Source organism: Tenacibaculum holothuriorum (assembly GCF_002120225.1).
Classification (GTDB): Bacteria; Bacteroidota; Bacteroidia; order Flavobacteriales; family Flavobacteriaceae; genus Polaribacter; species Polaribacter holothuriorum.
Window position 1 is genome coordinate 329306 of sequence record NZ_LAPZ01000003.1, and the last position, 26068, is coordinate 355373.

Genomic DNA, 26068 nt, shown 5'->3' on the forward strand with positions numbered 1-26068 from the left:
TAAAAAATGTCATTTAAAATTTAAATGACATTTTTCTCTTTTTTATCTATCTTCTAATTTTACAAATGGTCTGTAATTTTCACCAGTGTAAATTTGACGTGGACGTCCAATTGGCTCTTTACGTAAACGCATTTCTCTCCATTGAGCAATCCAACCTGGTAAACGACCTAAAGCAAACATTACTGTAAACATTTCTACAGGAATTCCCATAGCTCTATAAATGATTCCTGAATAGAAATCTACGTTTGGATATAATTTACGATCTACGAAATATTGATCACTTAATGCTTCTTGCTCTAATCCCTTAGCTATATCTAATACTGGATCGTTAACACCTAAGTCAGCTAATACTTCGTCAGCAGCTACTTTAATGATTTTTGCACGAGGATCGAAGTTCTTATAAACTCTGTGTCCGAATCCCATTAAACGGAAAGGATCAGATTTATCTTTAGCTTTCGCCATGTATTTTTTAGTATCTCCACCATCGGCTTTAATACCTTCTAACATTTCTAATACTGCTTGGTTAGCACCTCCATGTAATGGACCCCAAAGTGCAGAGATTCCAGCAGAAAGTGATGCGAATAAACCTGCATGAGAAGAACCTACAATTCTTACTGTAGAAGTAGAACAGTTTTGCTCATGATCTGCGTGTAATATTAATAATTTATCTAATGCATCTTTTACTATTGGATTAATCTCATACTCGTCATTAGGTTTTTGGAACATCATTGTTAACACATTCTCTACATATCCTAATTTTCTAGAACCGTAATGTAATGGCATTCCTTGTTTTTTACGCATTGTCCAAGCTACTAACACAGGAAATTTACCCATTATTTTAACGATAGCATTGTACATTTCTTCTTCCGAATCTACATTTACAGAAGAAGGATTAAATGCTGTTAATGCTGAAGTTAATGACGATAAAACTCCCATTGGATGAGCATTCTTTGGAAATGCATCAATGATCTTTTTAATATCATCATCTACGATAGCTTCATCTAAAATATCGTTGTAAAATTTATCTAACTGAACTTTTGTAGGTAACTCACCAAAAATTAATAAGTAAGCTACTTCTAAAAAGTCTGCTTTTTCAGCTAATTCTTCAATAGAATATCCTCTATAACGTAATACTCCTTCTTCACCATTTAAAAATGTAATAGCACTTTGGCAAGAACCTGTATTCTTATATCCAGGATCAATAGTTACAACTCCTCCAGTAGCTCCTCTTAAAGTTTTAATATCGATTGCTACCTCATTTTCTGTTCCTTTTATTAATGGAAATTCATAACTGTTTTCGCCAATTTGTAATTTTGCTATATCTGACATTTTTTTATTAAAATTTTTATTTATTGAAGTGAGTTGCGAAGATACCATTTTTTAAAATATTTTAAAAATTGATAACCATAGATTTTTAATATCTGAAAATAAGGTTTTTCAATCTAAAAATCTCCTAAAAAAAAAAAAAACTCGCTAACTTAATTAACGAGTTTTCAATAACTTTTATCTAATTATTTTACTTTATTTTAAACGCATTTTCTTGCGGATAATATGCTACATCAGCCAACTGTTCTTCAATACGCAATAATTGATTGTATTTTGCCATACGATCAGATCGTGAAGCAGAACCTGTTTTAATTTGCCCACAATTTAAGGCTACAGCTAAATCTGCAATGGTATTATCTTCTGTTTCTCCAGAACGGTGACTCATTACAGAAGTATATCCTGCATTATGCGCCATATTTACCGCTGCAATTGTTTCTGTTAAAGTTCCTATCTGGTTTACTTTAATTAAAATTGAATTTGCAATTCCATTTTCAATTCCTCTTGATAAACGCTCTACATTTGTAACAAATAAATCGTCACCGACTAATTGTACTTTATCTCCTATTATTTCAGTTAAATATTTCCAACCATCCCAATCGTTTTCATCCATTCCATCTTCAATAGAAATAATTGGATATTTAGTAGCTAATTCAGCTAAATAATCTGCTTGCTCTTTACTTGTACGAACTTTTCCTTTTGCTCCTTCAAACTTGGTATAATCATATTTCCCATCAACAAAAAATTCAGCTGCAGCACAATCTAAAGCAATCATTACTTCTTCACCGAATTTATATCCAGCATTTTTAGTTGCTAAAGCAATTGTTTCGATAGCATCTTCTGTCCCCTCTAATGTTGGAGCAAATCCTCCTTCATCACCAACAGCAGTAGATAAGTTCCTATCGTGTAAAACCTTCTTTAAGTTATGAAAGATTTCAGAACCAACTTGCATTGCTTCTGTAAAATTCTTTGCTTTTACAGGCATTACCATAAATTCCTGAAATGCAATTGGTGCATCTGAGTGTGAACCTCCGTTAATGATATTCATCATTGGAACTGGTAAAGTATTTGCTGAAACACCACCAACATAACGGTATAATGGCAATCCTAATTCATTCGCAGCAGCTTTTGCAGCAGCTAACGAAACTCCTAGAATAGCATTCGCACCTAATTTAGATTTATTTGGAGTTCCATCTAAATCAATCATCATTTGATCAATCATGTTTTGTTTAAATACAGATACTCCTAATAGTTCTTCAGCTATAAGTGTATTTACATTTTCAACTGCTTTTAACACTCCTTTACCCATATATGTATTTCCTCCATCACGCAACTCTACAGCTTCATGTTCTCCAGTAGAAGCTCCCGAAGGTACAGCAGCTCTACCTACTACTCCATTTTCAGTAGTTACATCTACTTCTACAGTTGGATTTCCTCTAGAATCAAAAATTTGACGCGCGTGAATGTTGATTATAATACTCATAGTTGTTTATTTTTAATATAGAAACCCGTGAATAAACATTCACGGGATTTGAATTATTTTCTTTGCTAATTTACTTATTTGTCTTGTTTTTTAACCATGAATACATGATTAATTACGAAAACGTTTACGCCTCTACTTTTGCTTTTTTGATATTCTCAATGAATTGATCAAATAAATATTCTGCATCATGTGGTCCAGGGCTTGCCTCTGGGTGGTATTGTACTGAAAATACATTTTTAGATTTCATTTGAATACCTGCAACCGTATGGTCATTTAAGTGCACATGTGTAATTTCTACATCTGGATGTGCTTCTGTCTCTTCTCTATTGATTGCAAATCCATGGTTTTGTGAGGTTATTTCACCTTTTCCTGTTAGTAAGTTCTTTACAGGGTGATTTATACCTCTATGTCCATTATGCATCTTGTAAGTAGAAATTCCATTTGCTAAAGCAATTACTTGGTGTCCTAAACAAATTCCAAATAATGGTAAATCTTTCTCTATGATCTGCTTTGCTGTATTTTGAGCATCTACTAAAGGTTCTGGATCTCCAGGTCCATTTGAAATAAAATATCCATCAGGATTGAAATCACTCATTTGCTCAAAACTTGAATTGTAAGGATATACTTTTATGTAAGCTCCTCTTTTAGCTAAGTTTCTTAAAATGTTCTTTTTGATTCCGATATCTAATGCAGATATTTTAATTGGCGCATTTTCATCTCCAACATAATAAGGTTCTTTAGTTGAAACTTTTGAAGCTAATTCTAAACCTTCCATATTTGGAATTTCAGCTAATTGTTTTTTAAGTTCATCAATCTTCTCTACTTCTGTAGAAATAATAGCATTCATCGCTCCATTATCTCTAATGTACGATACTAAAGCACGTGTATCTACATCTGAAATTGCTACTAAATTATGCTTCTCAAACCAGTCGAATAAATTTCCGTCAGAATCAACTCTAGAATGTGTGAAACTAAAATTACGACAAATTAATCCTGAAATCTTAATTCCTTCTGATTCTACTTCTTCGTTATTAATTCCATAATTACCAATATGTGCATTGGTAGTTACCATTAATTGTCCAAAATAAGAAGGATCAGTAAATACTTCTTGGTAACCAGTCATTCCTGTATTAAAACAAATTTCTCCTGTAGAAGTTCCTTCAATACCTATAGACTTTCCATAAAAAATAGTTCCATCTGCTAATAAAACTAATGCTTTTTTACGCTCTTGATATTTCATTTAGTGTGTTGTATAAAGTTGATTGCAAAATTATATAAAAAAAAGAGACTAAAGTTAACTTAGTCTCTTTAAATTCATTTATAATGTATTAACGTATTTCAGAATTTTTATTACTCCTTTTTCTTTTTTACAAGATAGATTATTTTCTTTTGCATAACGTTTAATTAAATTTAGTTTTTCATCATCAAAGTACTTAAATAAGTCATTCTTTTTAAGTCTTAATTCTTGTAAATAGTTATTTTTCAATATAAAATACTTTTTTCTCATAACTATTTTATCCTTAGAAATTTTTTCTTTAGAGAATGGATCAACTTTTCCTTTTCTTATTTTATAAGTAAATCTCTTATAAAAAGAAATGCTTCCTTTGGTTAAAACCTCATAGAAATGATTTGTAGATTTATATACTAGCTTTTTAAAAGTTTTATTATTAAGTCTAACAAATTTAATTCTATCATTATTAAAATTAAATACAGAATCTTTAGATATCATTATAGAAAAAGCATCTTCAACAAAATCATAATTAGAATTATTAAACCTATATGATTTATTATCAGTCGTATATAACATTAATTTGTTATTCCATTCTTTATATAAAAATTTGTCCCCCTCTAATATCTCTTTTTTAGTTTTATTTTTTACTCTAAACCCTATAATTTGACCTCTAGTTAAATCATCAATAAAGCCTACAGTATTCTCATCTATAACTCTATTTGATGAACTTTCTTGAGAAAAAACACTTGTGCCAATTAGTAAAATTATAATTCTTAATAAGATCAGGTTCTTTTTCATTTTTATTGTTTTTTGGATTCATAAGTTCTCTAAATATACAAAAAAAGGGACAAACATTAAATGTTTATCCCTTTTGATATTTGTTGAAAGAATCTTCATTCTATTCTTCTTCTTGTGAAGTTTGAACATCAGCTGCAGGAGCAGTAGCTTTCTTACCTCCACGACGACTACGACGTGTAGTTTTCTTAGCTTTGTTTCCTTTAGGATCGTATAATTCGTTGTAATCAACTAATTCAATCATTGCCATAGAAGCGTTATCTCCTTGACGATTTCCTAATTTGATAATACGAGTATAACCTCCTGGTCTATCTCCTACTTTTACTGAAACTTCTTTGAATAATTCAGTAACTGCAAATTTATTACGTAAGTAACTAAATACTACACGACGATTGTGAGTTGTGTCGTCTTTAGACTTAGTAATTAAAGGCTCTACAAATTTACGTAAAGCTTTTGCTTTAGCTTCTGTAGTGTTAATACGCTTGTGTTCAATTAATGAACAAGCCATATTAGCTAACATTGCCTTTCTGTGTGCAGTTTTTCTTCCTAAATGATTAAACTTTTTTCCGTGTCTCATGACCGTTTGTTTTAGCTCCCATCTTGCTACTACTCTTTACGAGGAGCAAACTATGGAAGGGTTAATCTAATTTTAATTAATCTCTATCTAATTTGTATTTGCTTAAATCCATTCCGAAGTTTAAGCCTTTTACATTAACTAACTCTTCTAATTCAGTTAATGACTTTTTACCGAAGTTTCTAAACTTCATTAAATCGCTTTTGTTGAAAGATACTAAGTCTCCTAATGTATCTACTTCAGCAGCTTTTAAACAGTTTAAAGCTCTAACCGATAAATCCATGTCTATCAATTTAGTCTTTAATAACTGACGCATATGTAACGATTCTTCATCGTACGTTTCAGTTTGTGCAATCTCATCTGCCTCTAAAGTGATACGCTCGTCTGAGAATAACATAAAGTGGTGGATTAAGATTTTAGCAGCCTCTGTTAAAGCATCTTTTGGTGCAATAGAACCATCAGTATCGATATCGAAAACTAATTTTTCGTAATCTGTCTTTTGTTCTACACGGAAATTTTCAACAGCATATTTTACATTCTTAATTGGAGTGTAAATAGAATCTGTAAAAATAGTTCCTAATGGAGCACCTGCTCTTTTGTTTTCTTCTGCTGGTACAAAACCTCTACCTTTTTCAATAGTAATTTCAGCATTTAAATTTACAGACTTATCCATGTTACAAATAACTAAGTCTGGGTTTAATACTTGAAATCCTGAGATAAATTTTTGTAAATCTCCAGCAGTTAACTGCTCTTGCCCTGAAATTGCGATAGATACTGTTTCTCTATCAGACTCCTCGATTTGTTTCTTAAAACGAACTTGCTTTAAGTTTAAGATGATTTCTGTTACGTCTTCTACAACTCCATTAATAGCTGAGAATTCGTGATCAACTCCATCGATTCGTAATGATGTAATGGCAAAACCTTCTAAAGAAGATAATAATACTCTACGTAGAGCGTTACCTACTGTTAAACCAAATCCTGGTTCTAGAGGTCTGAATTCAAATCTTCCTGAAAAATCAGTAGATTCAATCATTATTACTTTATCCGGTTTCTGAAAATTTAAAATTGCCATAGTTTTTTTCTTCGTTTTAATTGTTATTTAGTTGCGCGGTTTATAAGATTGAAGAATTTCGAACAAACCCTTTGGCTAAATACCAATATGGTTAATTTATTACTTAGAATATAATTCTACGATTAATTGTTCTTTGATATTCTCTGGAATTTGTAATCTTTCTGGAGCTTTGATGAAAGTTCCTGATTTTTGATCAGCATTCCAAGATAACCACTCATAAACATTTGAATTTGCTGCTAAAGCATTTTCAATAGCTTGTAAAGATTTCGATTTCTCTCTTACTGCTACAACATCTCCAGCTTTTAATCTGTATGATGGAATATTTACGATATCACCATTTACTGTAATGTGACGGTGAGAAACTAATTGACGTGCACCTCTACGAGAGTTTGCAACACCTAAACGATACACAACATTATCTAAACGAGACTCACATAATTGTAATAAAACCTCACCAGTAATTCCTTTAGAAGCAGATGCTTTTTTGAATAAGTTACTGAATTGACGCTCTAAGATACCGTAAGTATATTTAGCTTTTTGCTTCTCCATTAATTGGATTGCATATTCTGATTTTTTACCTCTTCTTTTACCAACACCGTGTTGTCCTGGAGGATAGTTTCTTTTCTCGAAGTTTTTGTCATCTCCGAAAATTGCTTCACCGAATTTACGAGCAATTTTAGTTTTTGGTCCTGTATATCTTGCCATTTCTAATTGAATTTAAGTAGGGATTATGAATTAAGGCGTACTCCTTCGATAATCTTGCTCCTACTTTGTTAAAATATTTTTTTAATTGTAAGCCAAATTCCCAAAGAAAATTTCAATGGGAATTAAGCTTAAGAATACTTTTAATTATACTCTTCTTCTCTTTGGAGGACGACATCCGTTATGAGGAATTGGAGTAACATCAATGATTTCTGTTACTTCAATACCAGCATTGTGGATAGAACGGATAGCAGATTCTCTACCATTACCTGGTCCCTTAACGTAAACTTTTACTTTACGTAAACCAGCTTCTTTAGCTACTGCTGCACAGTCTTCAGCTGCTAATTGAGCAGCATAAGGAGTGTTCTTTTTAGAACCTCTGAATCCCATTTTACCTGCAGATGACCAAGAAATAACGTCTCCGTTTTTGTTAGTTAAAGAGATAATAATATTGTTGAATGATGCAGTAACGTGAGCTTCACCTACTGATTCAATTACAACTTTACGCTTTTTTGTTACTTTAGACTTTGCCATAATTCTTTACTATTGTAAAAAACAATCGGGTTAACGATTATTTTTTCTTGTTAGCTACAGTTTTTCTCTTACCTTTTCTTGTACGAGAGTTATTCTTTGTTCTTTGACCTCTTAATGGTAAACCAAGTCTGTGACGAATACCTCTTTGACATCCGATGTCCATTAAACGTTTAATGTTTAATTGAACTTCAGAACGTAATTCACCCTCGATAGTGAAGTTTCCAACTTGCTCACGAATTGCTGCAATTTGATCATCAGTCCAATCTTGAACTTTGATACTTTCGTCTACTTTAGCAGCTGCTAATACTTCTTTAGCTCTGCTTCTTCCTATTCCAAAAATGTATGTTAAAGAGATAACTCCTCTTTTGTTCTTTGGAATATCAATACCTGCGATTCTTGCCATATATTGTTATAGTTTTTAGCTGTTAGCTTTTAGTTGTTAGAATCCTAAACATTTCTATTTCAAGCAGATTCATCTAACCACTAATTACTATCAATTTTTACCCTTGTCTTTGTTTAAACCTTGGGTTCTTTTTGTTGATTACATATAAACGCCCTTTTCTGCGAACGATTTTGCAGTCTGCGCTTCTTTTCTTTAATGATGCTCTTACTTTCATCAGTGTTATTTTTTAATATCTGTAAGTAATTCTTGCCTTAGTTAAATCATATGGACTCATCTCTAACTTTACCTTATCTCCAGGTAAAAGTTTAATATAGTGCATACGCATTTTACCTGAAATGTGTGCCGTAACAATATGTCCGTTTTCTAACTCTACACGAAACATTGCATTTGATAATGCTTCTGTAATAGTTCCGTCTTGTTGAATTGCTGGTTGCTTAGCCATATTATTTTAATGATTTTCTGTTACTGTTACCTGTTTTCATTAAACCGTCGTAACGACTATTTAATAAGTACGAGTTAATTTGTTGAATTGTGTCGATTGCAACACCCACCATAATGATTAAAGAAGTACCACCATAGAATAATGCCCAATTTTGTGTTACACCAAACTGAACAATAATTGCTGGTAAAATAGATAAAGCTGCTAAGAATAAAGATCCTGGAAAAGTAATCTTAGATAATACTGAATCTAAGTAATTTGCAGTTTCTTCTCCTGGCTTATATCCTGGAACAAATCCGTTACTTCTTTTTAAGTCTTCAGCCATTTTATTTGTAGGAATTGTAATTGCCGTATAAAAATAACTAAACACAATAATTAAGATGGCAAATATAACATTGTACCATAACCCGTTAATATCAGTTAAACTATTTAAGACTGGGTATTTTTGACCTAAAGCTACTGGTAAAAACATAATAGCTTGTGCAAAAATAATTGGCATAACTCCAGCTGCATTCAATTTTAATGGAATGTACTGACGAGCTCCGTCAACATCTTTAATATTTGTAACTGCTGTACGACGTGCATATTGAACTGCAATTTTACGTACTGCTGTAACTAATAACACGGTTAACAAGATTACTACAAACCAAACGATTAATTCGATTAAAATCATCATTATACCACCTCCACCTTGCTCGGTTTTAGATACAACTTCTTGTAAAAATGCTACTGGAAAGTTAGCAATAATACCTACAGTAATTAATAATGATATACCATTACCAACTCCTTTGTCTGTAATACGCTCACCTAACCACATAGCAAAAATTGTACCTGCAGTAAGTAAAATCATAGATGATATCCAGAATGTTGCGCCTCCTACTAAGAAAGCAGATTCTGGTAATCCCATTTGAGTTTTAATAAATGTAATATACGTAGGTCCTTGTACTAATGTAATTAATATAGTTAACCAACGTGTAATTTGTGTAATCTTCTTACGTCCACTTTCTCCATCTTTTTGTAGTTTTTGTAAATATGGTACAGCAATACCCATTAACTGAACTACAATCGATGCAGAAATATAAGGCATAATACCAAGTGCCATTACTGACGCTCTAGCAAATGCTCCTCCTGTAAATGCGTTTAATAAACCTAAAAGACCACCATCGGTATTGTTCTTTAACTCAGCTAACTGAGTAGGATCAATTCCTGGTAACGGAACTGCAGCCATAAAACGGTAAACCGCGATTAAACCTAATGTTAAAAGAATTTTTTCTTTTAACTCTTCAATCTTGAAAATGTCTCTTAAAGTATTTATAAAATTCATCTTATTTTACAGGGATTATAATGTTACTGCTTCTCCTCCTGCAGCTTCGATAGCTGACTTTGCAGATGCAGTGAATTTATGAACAGTAATATTTAATTTAGCTTTTAACTCTCCACGACCTAATACTTTTACTAAATCGTTTTTACGAGCTAAACGGTTTTCTACTAAAACTTCTAAATTAACAGTATCTGTAATCTTTCCGTTATCTACTAAAGATTGTAATGTATCTAAATTCACACCAACATATTCCTTACGGTTAATGTTAGTAAATCCGAATTTAGGAACACGTCTTTGAAGTGGCATTTGACCTCCTTCGAAACCAATCTTACGAGAATAACCAGAACGAGATTTAGCTCCTTTGTGTCCTCTTGTAGAGGTACCTCCGTGACCAGAACCTTCACCACGAGCGATACGCTTACCGCTCTTTGTAGATCCTGCTGCTGGTTTTAAGTTATGTAAACTCATGTTATAATATCTTATTTAATTTCTTCTACAGAAACTAAGTGTTGAACTTTATTTACCATACCCAAAATTGTAGCCGATGCTTCGTGCTCTACAGTTTGGTTCATTTTACGTAATCCTAACGCCTCTAACGTTCTTTTTTGATTTTTAAGGCGACCAATTTGGCTTTTTACTTGTGTAACTCTAATTTTACTCATCGTCTTAAATTTTATCCGTTAAAAACTTTCTCTAAAGAAATACCTCTTTGCTTAGCAATAGTTGCTGCGCTACGTAATTGTAATAAAGCATCGAAAGTTGCTTTTACTACGTTGTGAGGGTTTGAAGATCCTTGAGATTTTGATAATACGTCTTTAATACCAACTGATTCTAATACTGCACGTACTGCACCACCTGCTATAACTCCGGTACCATGTGAAGCTGGCTTAATAAATACTTTAGCTCCACCAAATTTACCTTTTTGTTCGTGTGGTAAAGTTCCGTCTAAAATAGGAATACGAACTAAGTTTTTCTTTGCGTCTTCTACTGCTTTAGCAATTGCAGAAGAAACATCTTTAGATTTCCCTAATCCGTGACCAATAACACCGTTACCATCTCCTACAACAACAATTGCAGAAAAACCAAAAGCACGACCACCTTTAGTTACTTTAGTAACACGTTGTACACCAACTAATTTATCTACAAGCTCTAATCCGCTTGGTTTTACTCTTTCTACGTTTTTATATCCTAACATAATATAATTTCTTAAAATTTTAAACCAGCTTCTCTTGCAGCATCTGCTAATACTTTTACTCTACCGTGGTATAAGTAACCATTACGATCAAAAGCAATAGTTTCGATACCAGATTTAGTAGCTTTTTCAGCGATAGCTTTTCCAACTGCAGCAGCAGCTTCTGCTTTAGTGCTTGTTGTAATTTCTTTATCTCTTGATGATACTGAAGCTAAAGTTACTCCATCTACATCATTTATGATTTGAGCATAAATTTCTTTGTTACTTCTAAATACTGATAACCTTGGTTTAGCAGCTGTACCAGTAACAATTTTTCTAATTCTATGCTTAATACGTTGTCTTCTTTCAAGCTTTGATAATGCCATAATACTATAAATTATGCAGATTTACCTGCTTTTCTTCTAATTACTTCTCCTACAAACTTAATTCCTTTTCCTTTGTAAGGCTCTGGCTTACGGAAACCACGGATTTTAGCTGCAACTTGACCTACTAATTGCTTGTCATGTGAAGTTAACTTTACGATTGGGTTCTTACCTTTTTCAGATACAGTTTCAACCTTAACTTCTGGAGCTAATTCTAATACAATATTGTGAGAAAATCCTAAAGCTAAATCTAATTTTTGACCTTGATTAGAAGCTCTATATCCAACTCCAACTAACTCTAACTCCTTAGTGTAACCTTTACTAACTCCTTCAACCATGTTATTGATTAAAGCTCGGTATAAACCGTGAGCAGCTTTGTGTTCTTTACTATCAGATGGTCTTTCTAATGAAAGCGTACCATCTTCATTCTTTAAAGTAATATCAGAAGTTAACTTTTGAGTTAATTCTCCTAATTTACCTTTTACTGTTACCACGTTTCCGTCTACTTTTACTTCAACACCTTGTGGTAATGATATTGGGCTTTTACCTATTCTACTCATCTTACAAAATGTTTTTTAGTAAACGTAACATAATACTTCTCCACCTACGTTTTCTTGACGTGCTTTTTTGTTCGTCATAACTCCTTTAGAAGTTGAAACGATTGCAATACCTAAACCATTTAATACTCTAGGCATTTCTTTAGCACCAACATACTTACGTAAACCTGGTGTAGAAATTCTTTGAATTTTTCTAATAACCGATTCTTTTGTATCACGGTCGTATTTTAAAGCTATTTTAATAGTTCCTTGAACTTTATCGTCATTGAACTGGTAGCTTAAAATATACCCTTGATCAAACAAAATCTTGGTCATTTCCTTCTTCAATTTTGAAGCAGGAACTTCTACAACTCTGTGATTTGCTGCGATAGCATTTCTCACTCGAGTAAGAAAATCCGCGATTGGATCTGTGTACATAATTAATTAATTTGCGGTTTTGGTTTTTAGTTTTTTACAAGCTTTTTCGTAAAAAACTAAACCTGAAACCAGTTAATATTCTTTTTTTGTTTTTCAGAATAAATCTCATAAGCATTATACGTTTTCTTAGTATTTACTTATAAGGCATAATTTACCCTACGAAAAACAGAGTGCAAATATACATAAACTTTTCGGATTTCAAACCTTTTTCTTTATTATCATTTTGACTATTAATTTATTGGCTTTTTTTGAAATAAAATGTACCTCAAATACATTTATTCAATCCACTTTCTAAATTCGCTTGTAGTAGATGCGCTGGTGATTAAATGTTGCTTGTAATTTTTAATTGAAATAGCCAATCTATCACCAAAATAAGGTTCTATTTTTTCAATAAAATTGATGTTTACGATTTCACCTCGATTAATTTGAAAAAACTCTTTTGGGTTGAGCTCTTTTATTAAATCTGATAATTTATAACGAAACTCATTTTCTTTTCCGTTTTCATCAATAGCAATACATTTTCCTGAATTAGATAAAATTGCCCCGATATTTTTCGTGCTTAAAATTTTTATTTCGGTCTTGGTTTTAATGATGACTCTCTCCTTATAATCAGGGTTCAATCCATGAATAGTTTCCGATATCTTCTTCCAATCTACCTCTTTGTTTTGTAAGTTTTCAAACTTCTCCATCGCTTTACTAAATTTGTTATAACTGATAGGTTTTAGTAAGTAAGCGATTCCGTTTACATCGAAAGCATCTTGATAAAAAGTATTATAGGCAGTTGTAAAAATAATTGGAGATTTTATAATATTAGTTTTTAATAGAGAAAACACATTTCCATCTAACAATTCAATATCAGAAAACACTAAATCTACTTGTTCATTAGTTTGGTACCATTTTTCTACTTCTTCTTTACTTTGTAATGACGCTATAATTTCAATTGTATCATTGTAGCGTAAAATATGATCTGTAATAATTTCAATATTTATGCTTTCGTCTTCTATGATTAGTACTTTCATATTTCTGAAATTAAAGGGATTTCAACAATAAATTCTTTATCAGTTTCTGTAAAAATCACCTCTTTGTTAAAGTTGATTTGGTATTGACGTTTTAAATAATTATTTCCTGTGCCTGTTCCTAATGTAAAATCTACTTTATTTAATTCATTCTTTATCACAATTGTATTTTCTTCTCGTGAGATCGAAATTAATAGTGGATTTTCTTTACTAGCTTTGTTATGTTTTATGGCATTTTCTAAACATAATTGTAGAGAACAAGGAATAATAAATCCGTTAGTGTTTTCTATTTTATTTTCTATTTGATAAGCATTTCCAAAACGTTTATCCATCAAATTCATATAACTTTTTAAAAAAGATAATTCTTCTTTCAATTCAACTAATTGTTTTTTTCCGTGTTTAAGATAATAGCGATATACATCAGAAAAATCATCAATGAAATCATCAATTTGTTCTGGTTGCTTTCTTGCTAATCCTGATAAGACACTTAAATTATTAAACAAAAAATGAGGCTCTAAATTCTTTTGTAACATTTGAGAGTGTATCATTGCTTTTTCTTTTTCGGTTTGCTCTAATTCTATTGCAATTTTTTGAGATTGTTTGAAATATAAAAATGCAGAAGTAAGTGCAAAGATATCAACAAGTATAAAAGCAACTGACATTGTATTTATAAATCTAATCAGATAATTATATTCTGTATTATTCATTATAATTCTTATAAGAATATAATCGACAACAATACCTATAACAATAAATATTATGAAAGATAAAATATAAACCTTTAGAAACTTTAGAATTGTATTTGCTGCATCTATTCTATTAATAAATTTCCAAGAAACAAGTACAGATATTACTGCAACTACCGAAAATAGAAAAACAGAAAAGTGATCGAAATAGTCATAGAAATCAATATCGCTTTTAGTTCGTATGTTATGTAAAAGATACATTTTTCCAACATTTCCTAATAACAATAGCGCAACTACTATTAAAACGTATTTTAGATTTATTTTTTGGTTAAAGATTTTCACTTGGCTACAATTTTTAGATGTACAAAATACATTTTTAGTTTAAAATAAAACTCCTTAAAGCTTCTATTCTTTAAACAGTTTTTATTTATACAATTAATTATTCTTTGCTCTGTTTTGTTCGTCTTGGTTTCCTGAATTACGCCGTTTAATTTTTATCTTTCTATTACCAAAACTATAATTTAAACTAATTTTAAAGCTTCTTGTATCAAAATAATTATAATATGTTTGATCTATTCCGTTCGTTTTAGTGTTTACACTTGTTGCTTTACGCTTTAAAATATCATTTACAGATATTGTACAATTTAATTTTTTATCAAGTAACGAAAATTTTAAACCTAAATCTAAACTAATCATTTCTGATATTGAAAAATACATTAGCTTTTGTGGTGAAGCATAAATTAATGTAGTTTCTGCTTGTATAGTTTTCGCCTTATTTAAATGGAATGTATTTCGGTTATAAAGTTGAAAATTCCATTGACTCAATAATTCTGCATCTAAGTTAAACCCGTCTTTGTAACGCGTGTCCATTTTTGATAGCGTAGCTTGCGTAGTAGTATTCCACCATTTTGTTGGATTGTATAAGAAAGTTTCTGTTAATCCGTAATTATAAGCGGTATAAAAATTATCGAATGTTACTACTATTCTTTGTTGCGCTCCATCTTCTGCTTTAATAATATTGAAATATCCATCATCTACATAACTTACAAATGCTTTACTAATCAGTTTTCCTTTATAAATATGCTTGAACTCAAGGTTTTCAGAAATCTGAGGTTTTAAAAACGGGTTTCCTTCTTGATATGAAATTGAATTGATATAAAAACGAAATGGGTTTAAACGTTCAAAACCTGGACGTCGAATTCTTCTGCTATAACTCAAATTAAACATATTTTTTCTACTCGGATTATATCCTATAAATAAAGATGGAAACAATTTATTATATGAATTAATATCGGTTTGATTGTTTGTTTTAGAAACTCCCTTTGTTCGCGTGTTTTCAAAACGAAGTCCAATTTTTGTTTGCCATTTTTTACCTAATGATTTAGACATATCTGCATATACTGCATTAATATTTTCAGAATACATAAATTCATTACTTTGTGCTGGATCAAAAACTGGTGTACCTGTTGAGCGATTATAAAACGAAACATCACTATCTGTTTTTGTATGTGTTATTTTTGCTCCGTAAGAAAAATTAGCCCACTTAGTTGGGTGTTCCACATCTATCTTTGCACTATAATTTTTAATGTTTTGATTGGTACTATTTTCTGCATCAAAATAATTTGGGTTTGTAATAAATTGTTCACTACTAAAATTTCTGGTATTAGAATTTTTGAAATTGAAATAATCTATGTCAACAGATAATTTTCTACCCAATGTATCTAACTTTTGAATGTAATGTGCGTTAATTGAGTGGTTTTTATTTGTTAGTTCTGCATTACCTTGGTTGATTGTATATGTTCCGTTTCCATCATTTGTTAATGTTCTTCCTCCATCATTAATACCTTTATCTTCAAATGAACCTGAATATGAAATTCCGACAGTAGCATTATCTGTTAATTTATAATCTAAACCAAGTCTTCCTGAAATCATATTTTCTTTATTCTTCATATCAAGCGTTGTAGCTGTTGATGCAGACGGATATATAATATCAAATTCATTGAATTGTGCTGTATTTCCTTGAGTAGTATTTAAACTTGCTACTAAACTCACTTTATTTTTATTGTAGTTAAACGTATTTCCAAAATTTAACAAAGGGTAAGTAGCTTGTGTATACGAAGTCCTTATTTGATTATTCCAACTATTTTCTTTTGACTTTTTTAGAACAATATTAATAAGCCCACTATCTCCTTCTGCATCATATTTTGCTGGTGGAGTTGTAATAACTTCAACATTGTTAATATCATCTGAGGCAATCGTATTTAAATAAGCGATTAATTCGTTACCTGATAGTTGAATAATTCTATCATTTACCATTACTCGAACATTCCCTTTTCCTACAATGGCTAAATTATCGGTATCTACATTTACGCTTGGAGTAACTTTTAGTGCATCAAGCGCAGTACCTCCAGTACCAGCAACTGTATTTTCTACATTAAATACTAATCGATCTACTTTTTGTTGAATGAATTTTTTACGAGCAGTTATTACAACTTCTTTTAGTTGTTGTCCTTCTTCTTCTAAAACAATTGTTCCTATATTAGATTGAGTTGGATTTATTTTTTTTGTAGTAAACCCAATAAAACTAATTTCTAAATACACATTTTCTTTCTTTGAATGAATAGAAAACGCTCCATTTTCATCAGAAATTACTCCAGTAATAAGTGAATGATCAGTAACATTTTTGGCAACTACATTAGCAAATGAAATAGGTTGATTTTGTTTATCTATTATTTTTCCTTTAAACGTTTGTCCAAAACTAATTGAACAAATTAATGCAATTAAAAAAGTACTTATAATTTTCATAGTATATAAAATTTCAAGATTTATTATACTCAAAAGTACCTTGAGAGTATAATTTTTGAAATAGCAATACAATGAATTGAGGGAAAATTGAAGTGAATTAGGGGTAAAAAAAAAGGTGTTTAACAAAATTGTTAAACACCTTTTATATATTCTTAAAAACGTACTGTTACCAGCTTGCTTTTTTAACTCCTGGAATTAATCCTTGGTTAGCCATCTCACGGAAAGTAACACGTGAAATTCCGAACTGACGCATATATCCTTTTGGACGACCAGTTAATTTACAACGGTTGTGCATTCTAATTGGCGATGCGTTTTTTGGTAACTTTTGTAATGCTTCATAGTCTCCAGCTTCTTTTAAAGCTTTTCTCTTTTCTGCATACTTTGCAACCATTTTAGCTCTTTTGCGCTCACGCGCTTTCATTGATTCTTTAGCCATCTTATTAATTCTTTTTAAATGGTAAACCTAATTCTCCTAATAATGACTTAGCTTCTTTATCAGTGTTAGCAGATGTTACAAAAGTAATATCCATACCACTAATTTTCTTTACTTGGTCAATATTAATCTCTGGGTAGATGATTTGTTCAGTAATTCCTAAGTTGTAATTACCTCTACCATCAAAACCATTTGCTTTAATTCCGTTAAAATCACGAACACGTGGTAACGAAGCAGTAATTAATCTGTCTAAGAATTCGAACATAATATCTCCTCTTAACGTAACTTTTGCACCAATTGGCATACCTTTACGTAATTTGAAGTTTGCAACGTCTTTCTTAGAGATTGTAGGTACAGCTTTTTGACCTGTAATAGTAGTTAACTCTTCTATTGCGTATTCAATTAATTTTTTATCAGCAATTGCAGCACCAACACCTTTAGATACAACGATCTTTTGTAATTTAGGTACTTGCATTACGTTTTTATAACCGAATTCTTCAGTAAGAGCGCTAATTACTCGGCTCTTGTACTCTTCTTTTAATCTTGGTACGTAACTCATGGTTATATAGCTTTATCTGATTTTTTTGATACTCTTACCTTCTTATCTCCTTCCATTTTGTATCCAACTCTTACTGCTTCACCGTTTTCGATTAATGCAACGTTTGATATATGTAATGGAGCTTCTTTCTTTACGATACCTCCTTGTGGATTAGCAGCGCTAGGTTTAGTGTGCTTAGACACCATATTTACACCTTCTACAACTACTCTATCCGCATCTTTTAAGATACGTAATACCTTTCCTTCAGATCCTTTATGATCTCCTGCGATAACTTTAACAGTATCTCCTGATTTAATTTTAAATTTCTTCATCTTAAAATCTGTTTTTATAACACCTCTGGTGCTAATGATACTATTTTCATAAATTGCTTATCACGTAATTCACGAGCCACAGGACCAAATACACGTGTACCTCTCATTTCCTCTGAAGGATTTAATAATACACAAGCATTATCGTCGAAGCGGATATATGAACCGTCTTTACGTCTAACTTCTTTCTTAGTACGAACAACAACTGCACGAGATACTTGACCTTTCTTTACAGTTCCGTTTGGAGTTGCAGATTTTACCGTAACTACGATTTTATCTCCAACGCTAGCGTAACGCTTTTTTGTTCCTCCTAAAACTCTAATTACTAAAACTTCTTTTGCTCCAGTATTATCTGCGACTTTTAATCTTGATTCTGTCTGTAACATATTATTTAGCTCTTTCTAGGATTTCTACTAATCTCCAACGCTTAGATTTACTTAATGGACGAGTTTCCATTATCTTAACAGTATCTCCAATGTTGCAATCGTTATTCTCGTCATGAGCAACGTACTTTTTCGTTTTTAATACGAACTTACCGTACATCGGGTGCTTAACTCTTTTTACCTCAGAAACAACTATAGATTTCTCCATTTTGTTACTAGATACAACACCTATTCTTTCTTTTCTAAGATTTCTTTTTTCCATCTTTAAAATGACTAGAATTATTGTAATTCTCTTTTAGTTAATTCTGAGGCAATTCTTGCCACAGTTCTTCTTAAGGTTCTTAACTGCATTGGGTTTTCCAATGGAGTAATGGCGTGAGCCATCTTAAGATCTGTATAATTATTCTTCAACGCCCCTAGCTTTTCTTGTAAGTCAGCTGTTGATAATTCTTTAATTTCTGATTGTTTCATGTTCTATAGAATTAAGCGTTATAATCAAAATCTCTAGCGATGATGAATTTAGTTTTAACAGGCAACTTTTGTGCTGCTAAACGTAAAGCTTCTTTCGCTACTTCCATTGGTACACCACCAACTTCAAATAAGATTCTACCAGGTTTTACTACTGCTACGAAATGATCAGGTGCTCCTTTACCTTTACCCATACGAACCTCTAAAGGCTTCTTAGTAATAGGCTTGTCTGGAAAAATTTTAATCCAAAGTTGCCCCTCTCTTTTCATATAACGAGTTGCCGCAATACGAGCTGCTTCTATTTGGCGAGATGTAAGTAAGTTCTGGTCTAATGATTTGATACCAAACATTCCGTTAGAAAGTTGTGTACCTCTACCAGAGTTTCCACTCATGTTCCCTTTACCTTTCTGAACTCTACGGAATTTTACTCTTTTTGGCTGTAACATGTCTAATTTCTTTTAAAAATTATTTTCTTCTGCGAGGTTGACGCTTTCCTCCTCCTTTGTTTCCACCACCTTTTTGCTTAGATAGTCCAACTAATGGAGATAATTCACGCTTTCCATAAACCTCACCTTTCATAATCCATACTTTAACTCCGATACGACCGTAAGTAGTATGAGATTCAACTAATGCATAATCGATGTCTGCTCTAAAGGTAGAAAGAGGAATTCTCCCTTCTTTGTAATGCTCAGAACGTGCCATTTCTGCTCCATTTAAACGACCAGATAATTGTACTTTAATTCCTTCAGCATTCATTCTCATTGCAGCAGCGATAGCCATTTTAGTAGCACGCTTGTAAGAAATTCTGTTTTCGATTTGACGTGCGATACTAGCTGCAACTAATCTTGCATCTAATTCTGGACGCTTAATCTCGAAAATGTTAATTTGAACTTCTTTACCAGTAATTTTCTTAAGCTCTTCTTTTAACTTGTCTACCTCTTGACCTCCTTTACCAATAATGATACCTGGACGTGCAGTAGTGATAGTAACGGTTACAAGCTTTAAAGTACGCTCAATAATAACTCTTGATACGCTTGCTTTAGATAATCTAGCATTGATATACTTTCTTATCTTATCATCCTCAGCAATTTTATCTCCGTAGTCATTTCCACCATACCAGTTAGATTCCCAACCTCTGATGATTCCTAAACGATTTCCTATTGGATTTGTCTTTTGTCCCATTTCTACTTTGATTAATTGCTGTTATTTTTAGTTCCTAACTCTAAAGTAACGTGGTTAGAACGCTTACGAATTCTGTGAGCACGCCCTTGTGGAGCTGGTCTTAATCTCTTTAACATTCCTGCGCTATCAACACAGATAGACTTTACATATAATCCAGCGTCTTCGATAGATGCATCTTCATTTTTAGCTTGCCAGTTAGCAATAGCTGATAATAATAACTTTTCTAAGTTACGAGATGCTTCTTTTGGACTGAATTTTAAGATTTGTAAAGCTTTTTCAACCTCTACTCCTCTTACTAAATCTGCTACCAAGCGCATTTTTCTTGGTGATGTAGGACAATTAGTTAATTTAGCGAAAGCTCTAGACTTTCTAGCCTCTTTTAACTGTGTTGCCATGTTATGTTTACGACTTCCCATAATTTCCTACTATTTTTTTCCTTTATTTTTTGCACCAGCGTGTCCACGGAATGAACGAGTTGGTGAAAATTCGCCTAATTTATGACCTACCATGTTTTCAGTAACGTATACTGGTACAAACTGACGTCCATTGTGAACAGCGATTGTTTGTCCAACAAAATCAGGAGTAATCATACTTGCTCTAGACCAAGTTTTGATAACTGTTTTCTTTCCTGACTCTACGTTAGCTAACACTTTTTTCTCTAACTTATAGTGAACGTAAGGTCCTTTTTTTAATGATCTTGCCATGGTTTATTATTTCTTTCTACGTTCTATAATATACTTGTTACTAGCTTTGGTCTTAGATCTAGTCTTAAATCCTTTTGCAGGGATACCGTTTCTAGACCTTGGATGTCCTCCAGAAGAACGTCCTTCACCACCACCCATTGGGTGATCTACTGGGTTCATACGAACAGCATTCGTTCTTGGTCTTCTACCTAACCATCTAGATCTACCAGCTTTACCAGAAACTAATAATTGGTGATCTGAGTTAGATACAACTCCGATAGTTGCCATACAAGTTAATAAGATTAATCTTGTTTCACCTGAAGGTAACTTTACTGTAGCATACTTACCGTCTTTTGCCATTAACTGAGCGAAAGAACCTGCAGAACGAGCCATAACAGCTCCTTGTCCTGGACGTAATTCGATACAAGAAATTGTTGTACCTAATGGAATATTTGCTAAAGTCATAGCATTTCCTACGTCTGGTGTAGCTCCTTCTCCTGACACGATAGTTTGACCTACTTTTAATCCGTTTTGTGCAATTACATAACGCTTTTCTCCATCAGCATAAACCACTAAAGCGATAAACGCAGTACGGTTTGGATCGTACTCGATAGTTTTTACTGTTGCAGGGATACCAGCTTTATCTCTTTTAAAATCGATAATACGGTATTGTTTCTTATGACCTCCTCCGATGTTACGAGTTGTCATACGTCCCTGATTGTTTCGACCTCCAGATCGTTTTTTCGGAGCTAATAAAGATTTCTCCGGCTTATCAGTAGTAATGGTGTCGAACCCATTTACAACTCTAAAACGCTGACCTGGTGTTATTGGTTTTAATTTTCTAACTGACATTGTTGTCTTTCTTAAAGATTGTTATAAAAATCAATAGTTTCTCCTTCAGCTAACTGAACGATTGCTTTCTTATATCCACTATTTAACCCTGTTACTAAACCTTTCTTAGTGTACTTAGTTTTACGTAACGCAGGGTAGTTCATAGTTTTTACAGACTCAACCGATACTCCATAAGCAGCTTCTACAGCTCCTTTGATTTCTAATTTGTTAGCTTTCTTATTTACAACAAACGCAAAACGATTGAATACCTCGCTATCGTTTGTAGCTTTTTCCGTAATAATAGGTTTTACTAAAATGCTCATTTCTTTCCCTATTTACTTAAATTAGACTGAATTCCTTCTAAAGTGCTTTCAGAAACAACAACTTTTGCAGCGTTTAATACGTTATAAGTGTTAATTCCTGTAGCATTTACTACTTTAGAACCTTGTAAATTACGAGAAGATAAGTATACGTTCTTATTTTCTTCAGCAATTACGAATAAAGATTTCTTAGTATCTAATCCTAAAGCTTTTAATACATTAACAAATTCTTTTGTTTTTGGAGCTTCGAAATTGAAGTCTTCAACAACTACTAAATTGTTATCTTTTGCTTGAATACTTAAAGCTGATTTACGAGCTAAACGCTTCAAGTTCTTGTTTAATTTGAAAGAATAGTTACGTGGTCTTGGTCCAAAAATACGTCCTCCTCCTCTAAAAACAGGTGACTTGATAGATCCTGCACGTGCAGTACCTGTACCTTTTTGTTTTTTAATCTTTCTTGTAGAACCAGTAATCTCACCTCTTTCTTTAGCCTTGTGAGTACCTTGTCTCTGGTTAGCTAAATATTGCTTAACATCTAAATAGATTGCGTGATCGTTAGGCTCTATACCGAATACTTCGCTAGAAAGTTCAACTTTTCTACCAGTATCTTTTCCTGTGATATCTAATACAGCTACTTTCATTATTTCTCGATAGTTACATAAGAGTTCTTGTGTCCTGGAACCGCACCTTTTACTACGATAAGGTTCTTATCAGCAACCACTTTTAATACTCTTAAATTTTGAACTTTAACTTTATCTCCTCCCATACGACCTGCCATACGCATTCCTTTGAATACTCTTGCAGGGTAAGAAGCAGCACCAATAGAACCTGGAGCTCTTAAACGGTTGTGTTGACCGTGAGTAGCTTGCCCAACTCCGGCAAATCCGTGACGTTTAACAACACCTTGAAAACCTTTACCTTTAGAAGTTCCTGATACATCAACGAACTCTCCTTCAGTAAACATTTCAACAGTAATTGAGTCACCTAAATTGTACTCTCCATCAAATCCTTGGAATTCAACAACTTTTCTTTTAGCAGATGTACCAGCTTTTTTAAAGTGACCATCTAAAGCTTTATTAGAGCTTTTTGCTTTTTTGTCATCGAAACCAAGTTGTAAAGCATTGTAGCCATCAACCTCTTCGGTTCTGACTTGGGTAACAACGCAAGGACCTGCTTCGATTACTGTACAAGGAATATTCTTCCCGTTCTCATCGAATAAGCTGGTCATTCCTACTTTTCTTCCTATTAACCCAGACATATTTGTTTGTTTTAGACGATAGATATTTTATCCAGCGCGTCAATTAATAATTATTATTTGAAACAAAAGTTTCATTTTTTGACTTATCTAAAGTTTTTCTCAAAAAAAAGAGCCAAAAACACCTTGTCGCTTAGCTCTTTAGTGTTTTACCGTTTTTCCTTCGCGAAACCCTCCGGACATGTCGACTGAACCTAAATTCAGTGTAAAATATTTACACCCTGAATCTTAATTCGGGTGCAAAAGTAAAAAAAACTTTCGGTTTAACAAAATTAAACCGAAAGTTATTAATTATGATATACTTATACCTTGATTTCAACTTCAACTCCACTTGGTAACTCAAGTTTCATTAAAGCATCGATAGTCTTAGATGAAGAACTATAAATGTCTAATAAACGCTTGTAAGCAGATAATTGAAATTGCTCACGAGATTTTTTGTTTACGTGTGGTGAACGTAATACTGTAAAAATCTTCTTATGAGTTGGTAAAGGAATTGGTCCGTTAACAACCGCTCCAGTACTTTTTACTGTCTTTACGATTTTTTCAGCAGACTTGTCTACTAAATTATAATCGTAAGATTTTAATTTTATTCTAATTTTTTGACTCATCTTAATTAACCTTTAGCATTAGCGATTACTTCTTCTGAAATGTTAGATGGAGTCTCTGCATAGTGAGAGAATTCCATTGTAGATGTTGCTCTACCAGAAGATAATGTACGTAAAGCAGTTACATAACCAAACATTTCTGATAATGGTACGATTGCTTTTACTACTTTAGACCCAGAACGATCACTCATATCGTTTACTTGACCACGTCTTCTGTTTAAGTCACCTACGATGTCACCCATATTTTCTTCTGGAGTTAACACCTCTAACTTCATCATTGGCTCCATGATTTTAGCTTTTGCAGCTTTTGCAGCAGCTTTATAACCTAATTTAGCAGCTAATTCGAATGATAATTGATCAGAATCTACAGGGTGGAAAGACCCATCTGTTAAAGTAACTTTCATAGAATCCATTTCGTAACCTGCTAATGGACCATTCTTCATTGCTTCTTTGAATCCTTTTTCTACTGAAGGAACAAATTCCTTAGGAACGTTACCACCTTTAATTACAGATTCGAATACTAAACCTTGAGTACCTTCTTCTGCAGGCTCCATTTTGAATACGATATCAGCAAACTTACCACGTCCACCAGATTGCTTTTTATAAACCTCTCTGTGTTCTGCCGCAGCTGTAATAGCCTCTTTGTATTCTACTTGTGGTTGACCTTGGTTAACTTCTACTTTAAACTCACGCTTTAAACGATCTACAATAATATCTAAGTGTAACTCACCCATTCCTGAAATTACTGTTTGACCAGAAGCTTCGTCAGTTTTAACTGTAAATGTTGGATCTTCTTCAGCTAATTTTGCTAAAGCCATACCTAACTTATCTACATCTCCCTTAGTTTTTGGCTCAACAGCGATACCAATTACTGGATCTGGGAAATCCATAGATTCTAATACGATCGGTGCTTTTTCTGCAGATAAAGTATCACCAGTTTTGATGTCTTTAAATCCTACAGCAGCTCCGATATCTCCTGCTTCGATAAAATCGATAGCATTTTGCTTGTTAGAGTGCATTTGGTAGATACGTGAGATACGCTCTTTTTTACCAGAACGGTTGTTTAACACGTAAGAACCTGCATCTAAACGACCAGAGTATGCACGGAAGAATGCTAAACGACCTACGAAAGGATCTGTAGCGATCTTAAATGCTAAAGCTGAAAATGGCTCTTTTACATCTGGCTTACGAGCAATCTCTTCTCCTGTATCAGGATCAGTACCAATGATTGCTTCTTTATCTGTTGGAGAAGGTAAATAACGACAAACAGCATCTAATAAGAACTGAACACCTTTGTTTTTAAATGCCGATCCACAAACCATAGGAATGATAGACATATCCATTACAGCAGCACGTAAAGCAGCGTGCACTTCCTCTTCTGTAATAGAGTCTTCATCTTCCATGAACTTCTCTAATAAATTCTCATCATAAGCAGCAACCTCTTCGATTAACTTAGCTCTTAACATAGCTGCTTCTTCTTTTAAATCTTCTGGGATATCAACGATATCGAAAGTAGATCCGAAGTTGTCATCATGCCATACAATAGCACGGTTCTTTACTAAATCTACAATCCCTTTAAAGTCTGCCTCATCACCAATGTTCAATACGATTGGCACTGCATTAGACTTTAACATATCTTTTACCTGCTGACATACTGCTAAGAAGTTAGATCCTTGACGGTCCATCTTGTTAACAAATCCAATACGAGGTACTTTATAGTTATCAGCTAAACGCCAGTTAGTTTCTGACTGTGGCTCTACACCATCAACCGCTGAGAATAAGAATACTAAACCATCTAATACACGTAAAGAACGGTTTACCTCTACAGTAAAGTCAACGTGACCAGGAGTATCAATAATATTAAAGTGATATCCTTTAGTATCAGGAGTTGGTTGTCCATTCTCGATTGGGAATTTCCACTCACAAGTAGTTGCAGCAGAAGTAATTGTAATACCTCTTTCTGCTTCTTGCTCCATCCAGTCCATCGTAGATGCACCGTCGTGAACTTCACCAATTTTATGAGAAACTCCTGTATAAAACAAGATACGCTCAGTAGTTGTAGTTTTTCCTGCATCAATGTGAGCAGCAATACCTATATTTCTTGTAAATTTTAAATCTCTAGCCATTGT

The 26068-nt window shown here is 32.8% G+C and carries 37 protein-coding genes; all 37 read right to left on the bottom strand.

The genetic code is table 11. The features are described from left to right. Positions 1-42: 42 nt before the first annotated feature. On the bottom strand, positions 43-1329 hold the full coding sequence (locus tag WH52_RS06765; protein ID WP_086030328.1) for a citrate synthase: 1287 nt from the start codon (positions 1327-1329) through the stop codon (positions 43-45). Positions 1330-1516: 187 nt separating this feature from the next. After that, a complete protein-coding gene (eno, locus tag WH52_RS06770; protein WP_086030178.1) occupies positions 1517-2806 on the bottom strand; it encodes a phosphopyruvate hydratase in 1290 nt (429 codons plus the stop codon). Between the two features lie 124 nt (positions 2807-2930). After that, on the bottom strand, positions 2931-4046 hold the full coding sequence (gene carA, locus WH52_RS06775; protein WP_086030179.1) for a glutamine-hydrolyzing carbamoyl-phosphate synthase small subunit: 1116 nt from the start codon (positions 4044-4046) through the stop codon (positions 2931-2933). Between the two features lie 78 nt (positions 4047-4124). Further along, on the bottom strand, positions 4125-4835 hold the full coding sequence (locus WH52_RS06780; RefSeq protein WP_086030180.1) for a hypothetical protein: 711 nt from the start codon (positions 4833-4835) through the stop codon (positions 4125-4127). A gap of 100 nt (positions 4836-4935) precedes the next feature. After that, entirely contained in the window at positions 4936-5409 is a 474-nt protein-coding gene (rplQ, locus tag WH52_RS06785) for a 50S ribosomal protein L17 (RefSeq protein WP_086030181.1), read from the bottom strand. Between the two features lie 76 nt (positions 5410-5485). Beyond that, positions 5486-6478 carry a DNA-directed RNA polymerase subunit alpha gene (locus WH52_RS06790; RefSeq protein WP_086030182.1) on the bottom strand — a complete coding sequence of 331 codons (993 nt, stop codon included), beginning with the start codon at positions 6476-6478 and terminating at the stop codon, positions 5486-5488. Positions 6479-6577: 99 nt separating this feature from the next. Further along, positions 6578-7183, bottom strand: a complete 606-nt coding sequence (gene rpsD, locus WH52_RS06795; RefSeq protein ID WP_086030183.1) for a 30S ribosomal protein S4 — start codon at positions 7181-7183, stop codon at positions 6578-6580. Positions 7184-7327: 144 nt separating this feature from the next. Further along, complete coding sequence (rpsK, locus tag WH52_RS06800; RefSeq protein WP_086030184.1) at positions 7328-7714, bottom strand: 30S ribosomal protein S11; 387 nt, start codon at positions 7712-7714, stop codon at positions 7328-7330. A gap of 37 nt (positions 7715-7751) precedes the next feature. Next, positions 7752-8117 carry a 30S ribosomal protein S13 gene (gene rpsM, locus WH52_RS06805; protein ID WP_086030185.1) on the bottom strand — a complete coding sequence of 122 codons (366 nt, stop codon included), beginning with the start codon at positions 8115-8117 and terminating at the stop codon, positions 7752-7754. A gap of 97 nt (positions 8118-8214) precedes the next feature. After that, positions 8215-8331: a type B 50S ribosomal protein L36 gene (gene ykgO / locus WH52_RS06810; protein ID WP_010181906.1), complete on the bottom strand. Its 117-nt coding sequence runs from the start codon at positions 8329-8331 to the stop codon at positions 8215-8217. A 12-nt stretch (positions 8332-8343) separates the two neighbouring features. Further along, a complete protein-coding gene (gene infA / locus WH52_RS06815; protein WP_068206835.1) occupies positions 8344-8559 on the bottom strand; it encodes a translation initiation factor IF-1 in 216 nt (71 codons plus the stop codon). A 1-nt stretch (position 8560) separates the two neighbouring features. Beyond that, entirely contained in the window at positions 8561-9880 is a 1320-nt protein-coding gene (gene secY, locus WH52_RS06820) for a preprotein translocase subunit SecY (protein ID WP_086030186.1), read from the bottom strand. A gap of 15 nt (positions 9881-9895) precedes the next feature. After that, positions 9896-10345 carry a 50S ribosomal protein L15 gene (gene rplO / locus WH52_RS06825; protein ID WP_086030187.1) on the bottom strand — a complete coding sequence of 150 codons (450 nt, stop codon included), beginning with the start codon at positions 10343-10345 and terminating at the stop codon, positions 9896-9898. Positions 10346-10356: 11 nt separating this feature from the next. Beyond that, positions 10357-10539 (bottom strand): 50S ribosomal protein L30, encoded by a 183-nt coding sequence (rpmD, locus tag WH52_RS06830; protein ID WP_086030188.1) that lies wholly within the window; start codon positions 10537-10539, stop codon positions 10357-10359. An 11-nt stretch (positions 10540-10550) separates the two neighbouring features. Beyond that, positions 10551-11072: a 30S ribosomal protein S5 gene (gene rpsE, locus WH52_RS06835; RefSeq protein WP_394335047.1), complete on the bottom strand. Its 522-nt coding sequence runs from the start codon at positions 11070-11072 to the stop codon at positions 10551-10553. A gap of 11 nt (positions 11073-11083) precedes the next feature. Then, a complete protein-coding gene (rplR, locus tag WH52_RS06840) occupies positions 11084-11434 on the bottom strand; it encodes a 50S ribosomal protein L18 (RefSeq protein ID WP_086030190.1) in 351 nt (116 codons plus the stop codon). An 11-nt stretch (positions 11435-11445) separates the two neighbouring features. Beyond that, positions 11446-11991 carry a 50S ribosomal protein L6 gene (gene rplF / locus WH52_RS06845; RefSeq protein WP_086030191.1) on the bottom strand — a complete coding sequence of 182 codons (546 nt, stop codon included), beginning with the start codon at positions 11989-11991 and terminating at the stop codon, positions 11446-11448. 15 nt (positions 11992-12006) lie between these two features. After that, a complete protein-coding gene (rpsH, locus tag WH52_RS06850; protein WP_028890739.1) occupies positions 12007-12405 on the bottom strand; it encodes a 30S ribosomal protein S8 in 399 nt (132 codons plus the stop codon). Between the two features lie 275 nt (positions 12406-12680). Further along, entirely contained in the window at positions 12681-13424 is a 744-nt protein-coding gene (locus WH52_RS06855; protein WP_086030192.1) for a LytR/AlgR family response regulator transcription factor, read from the bottom strand. After that, entirely contained in the window at positions 13421-14449 is a 1029-nt protein-coding gene (locus WH52_RS06860; protein WP_086030193.1) for a sensor histidine kinase, read from the bottom strand. Before WH52_RS06860 ends, WH52_RS06855 begins: the two co-directional genes overlap by 4 nt. Positions 14450-14542: 93 nt before the next feature. Further along, positions 14543-16912: an outer membrane beta-barrel family protein gene (locus tag WH52_RS06865; protein ID WP_086030194.1), complete on the bottom strand. Its 2370-nt coding sequence runs from the start codon at positions 16910-16912 to the stop codon at positions 14543-14545. Between the two features lie 166 nt (positions 16913-17078). Continuing rightward, entirely contained in the window at positions 17079-17348 is a 270-nt protein-coding gene (gene rpsN, locus WH52_RS06870) for a 30S ribosomal protein S14 (protein ID WP_028890738.1), read from the bottom strand. 4 nt (positions 17349-17352) lie between these two features. Then, the gene (gene rplE / locus WH52_RS06875; protein WP_086030195.1) at positions 17353-17904 is read right to left on the bottom strand and encodes a 50S ribosomal protein L5; all 552 of its coding nucleotides are present in this window, start codon (positions 17902-17904) and stop codon (positions 17353-17355) included. 2 nt (positions 17905-17906) lie between these two features. After that, entirely contained in the window at positions 17907-18215 is a 309-nt protein-coding gene (gene rplX / locus WH52_RS06880) for a 50S ribosomal protein L24 (RefSeq protein ID WP_086030196.1), read from the bottom strand. Between the two features lie 14 nt (positions 18216-18229). Next, complete coding sequence (gene rplN / locus WH52_RS06885) at positions 18230-18598, bottom strand: 50S ribosomal protein L14 (protein ID WP_086030197.1); 369 nt, start codon at positions 18596-18598, stop codon at positions 18230-18232. Position 18599: 1 nt separating this feature from the next. Next, positions 18600-18857: a 30S ribosomal protein S17 gene (rpsQ, locus tag WH52_RS06890; RefSeq protein WP_075342609.1), complete on the bottom strand. Its 258-nt coding sequence runs from the start codon at positions 18855-18857 to the stop codon at positions 18600-18602. 17 nt (positions 18858-18874) lie between these two features. After that, the gene (gene rpmC, locus WH52_RS06895; RefSeq protein WP_086030198.1) at positions 18875-19066 is read right to left on the bottom strand and encodes a 50S ribosomal protein L29; all 192 of its coding nucleotides are present in this window, start codon (positions 19064-19066) and stop codon (positions 18875-18877) included. Positions 19067-19077: 11 nt separating this feature from the next. After that, a complete protein-coding gene (rplP, locus tag WH52_RS06900) occupies positions 19078-19509 on the bottom strand; it encodes a 50S ribosomal protein L16 (RefSeq protein WP_075342607.1) in 432 nt (143 codons plus the stop codon). A gap of 19 nt (positions 19510-19528) precedes the next feature. After that, positions 19529-20245, bottom strand: a complete 717-nt coding sequence (gene rpsC, locus WH52_RS06905; RefSeq protein ID WP_086030199.1) for a 30S ribosomal protein S3 — start codon at positions 20243-20245, stop codon at positions 19529-19531. Positions 20246-20256: 11 nt separating this feature from the next. Continuing rightward, a complete protein-coding gene (gene rplV / locus WH52_RS06910) occupies positions 20257-20661 on the bottom strand; it encodes a 50S ribosomal protein L22 (protein ID WP_028890730.1) in 405 nt (134 codons plus the stop codon). Positions 20662-20670: 9 nt separating this feature from the next. Further along, complete coding sequence (rpsS, locus tag WH52_RS06915) at positions 20671-20949, bottom strand: 30S ribosomal protein S19 (RefSeq protein ID WP_086030200.1); 279 nt, start codon at positions 20947-20949, stop codon at positions 20671-20673. Positions 20950-20955: 6 nt separating this feature from the next. Beyond that, positions 20956-21780 carry a 50S ribosomal protein L2 gene (gene rplB / locus WH52_RS06920; RefSeq protein WP_086030201.1) on the bottom strand — a complete coding sequence of 275 codons (825 nt, stop codon included), beginning with the start codon at positions 21778-21780 and terminating at the stop codon, positions 20956-20958. Between the two features lie 11 nt (positions 21781-21791). Further along, positions 21792-22082, bottom strand: a complete 291-nt coding sequence (gene rplW, locus WH52_RS06925; RefSeq protein WP_086030202.1) for a 50S ribosomal protein L23 — start codon at positions 22080-22082, stop codon at positions 21792-21794. An 8-nt stretch (positions 22083-22090) separates the two neighbouring features. Further along, entirely contained in the window at positions 22091-22720 is a 630-nt protein-coding gene (gene rplD / locus WH52_RS06930) for a 50S ribosomal protein L4 (RefSeq protein ID WP_086030203.1), read from the bottom strand. Continuing rightward, positions 22720-23337 carry a 50S ribosomal protein L3 gene (rplC, locus tag WH52_RS06935; protein WP_086030204.1) on the bottom strand — a complete coding sequence of 206 codons (618 nt, stop codon included), beginning with the start codon at positions 23335-23337 and terminating at the stop codon, positions 22720-22722. The genes rplD and rplC overlap by 1 nt, the downstream gene beginning before the upstream one ends. 299 nt (positions 23338-23636) lie before the next feature. Further along, positions 23637-23942: a 30S ribosomal protein S10 gene (gene rpsJ / locus WH52_RS06940; RefSeq protein WP_075342599.1), complete on the bottom strand. Its 306-nt coding sequence runs from the start codon at positions 23940-23942 to the stop codon at positions 23637-23639. Positions 23943-23947: 5 nt separating this feature from the next. Beyond that, a complete protein-coding gene (gene fusA, locus WH52_RS06945; RefSeq protein ID WP_086030205.1) occupies positions 23948-26065 on the bottom strand; it encodes an elongation factor G in 2118 nt (705 codons plus the stop codon). Positions 26066-26068 lie beyond the last annotated feature (3 nt).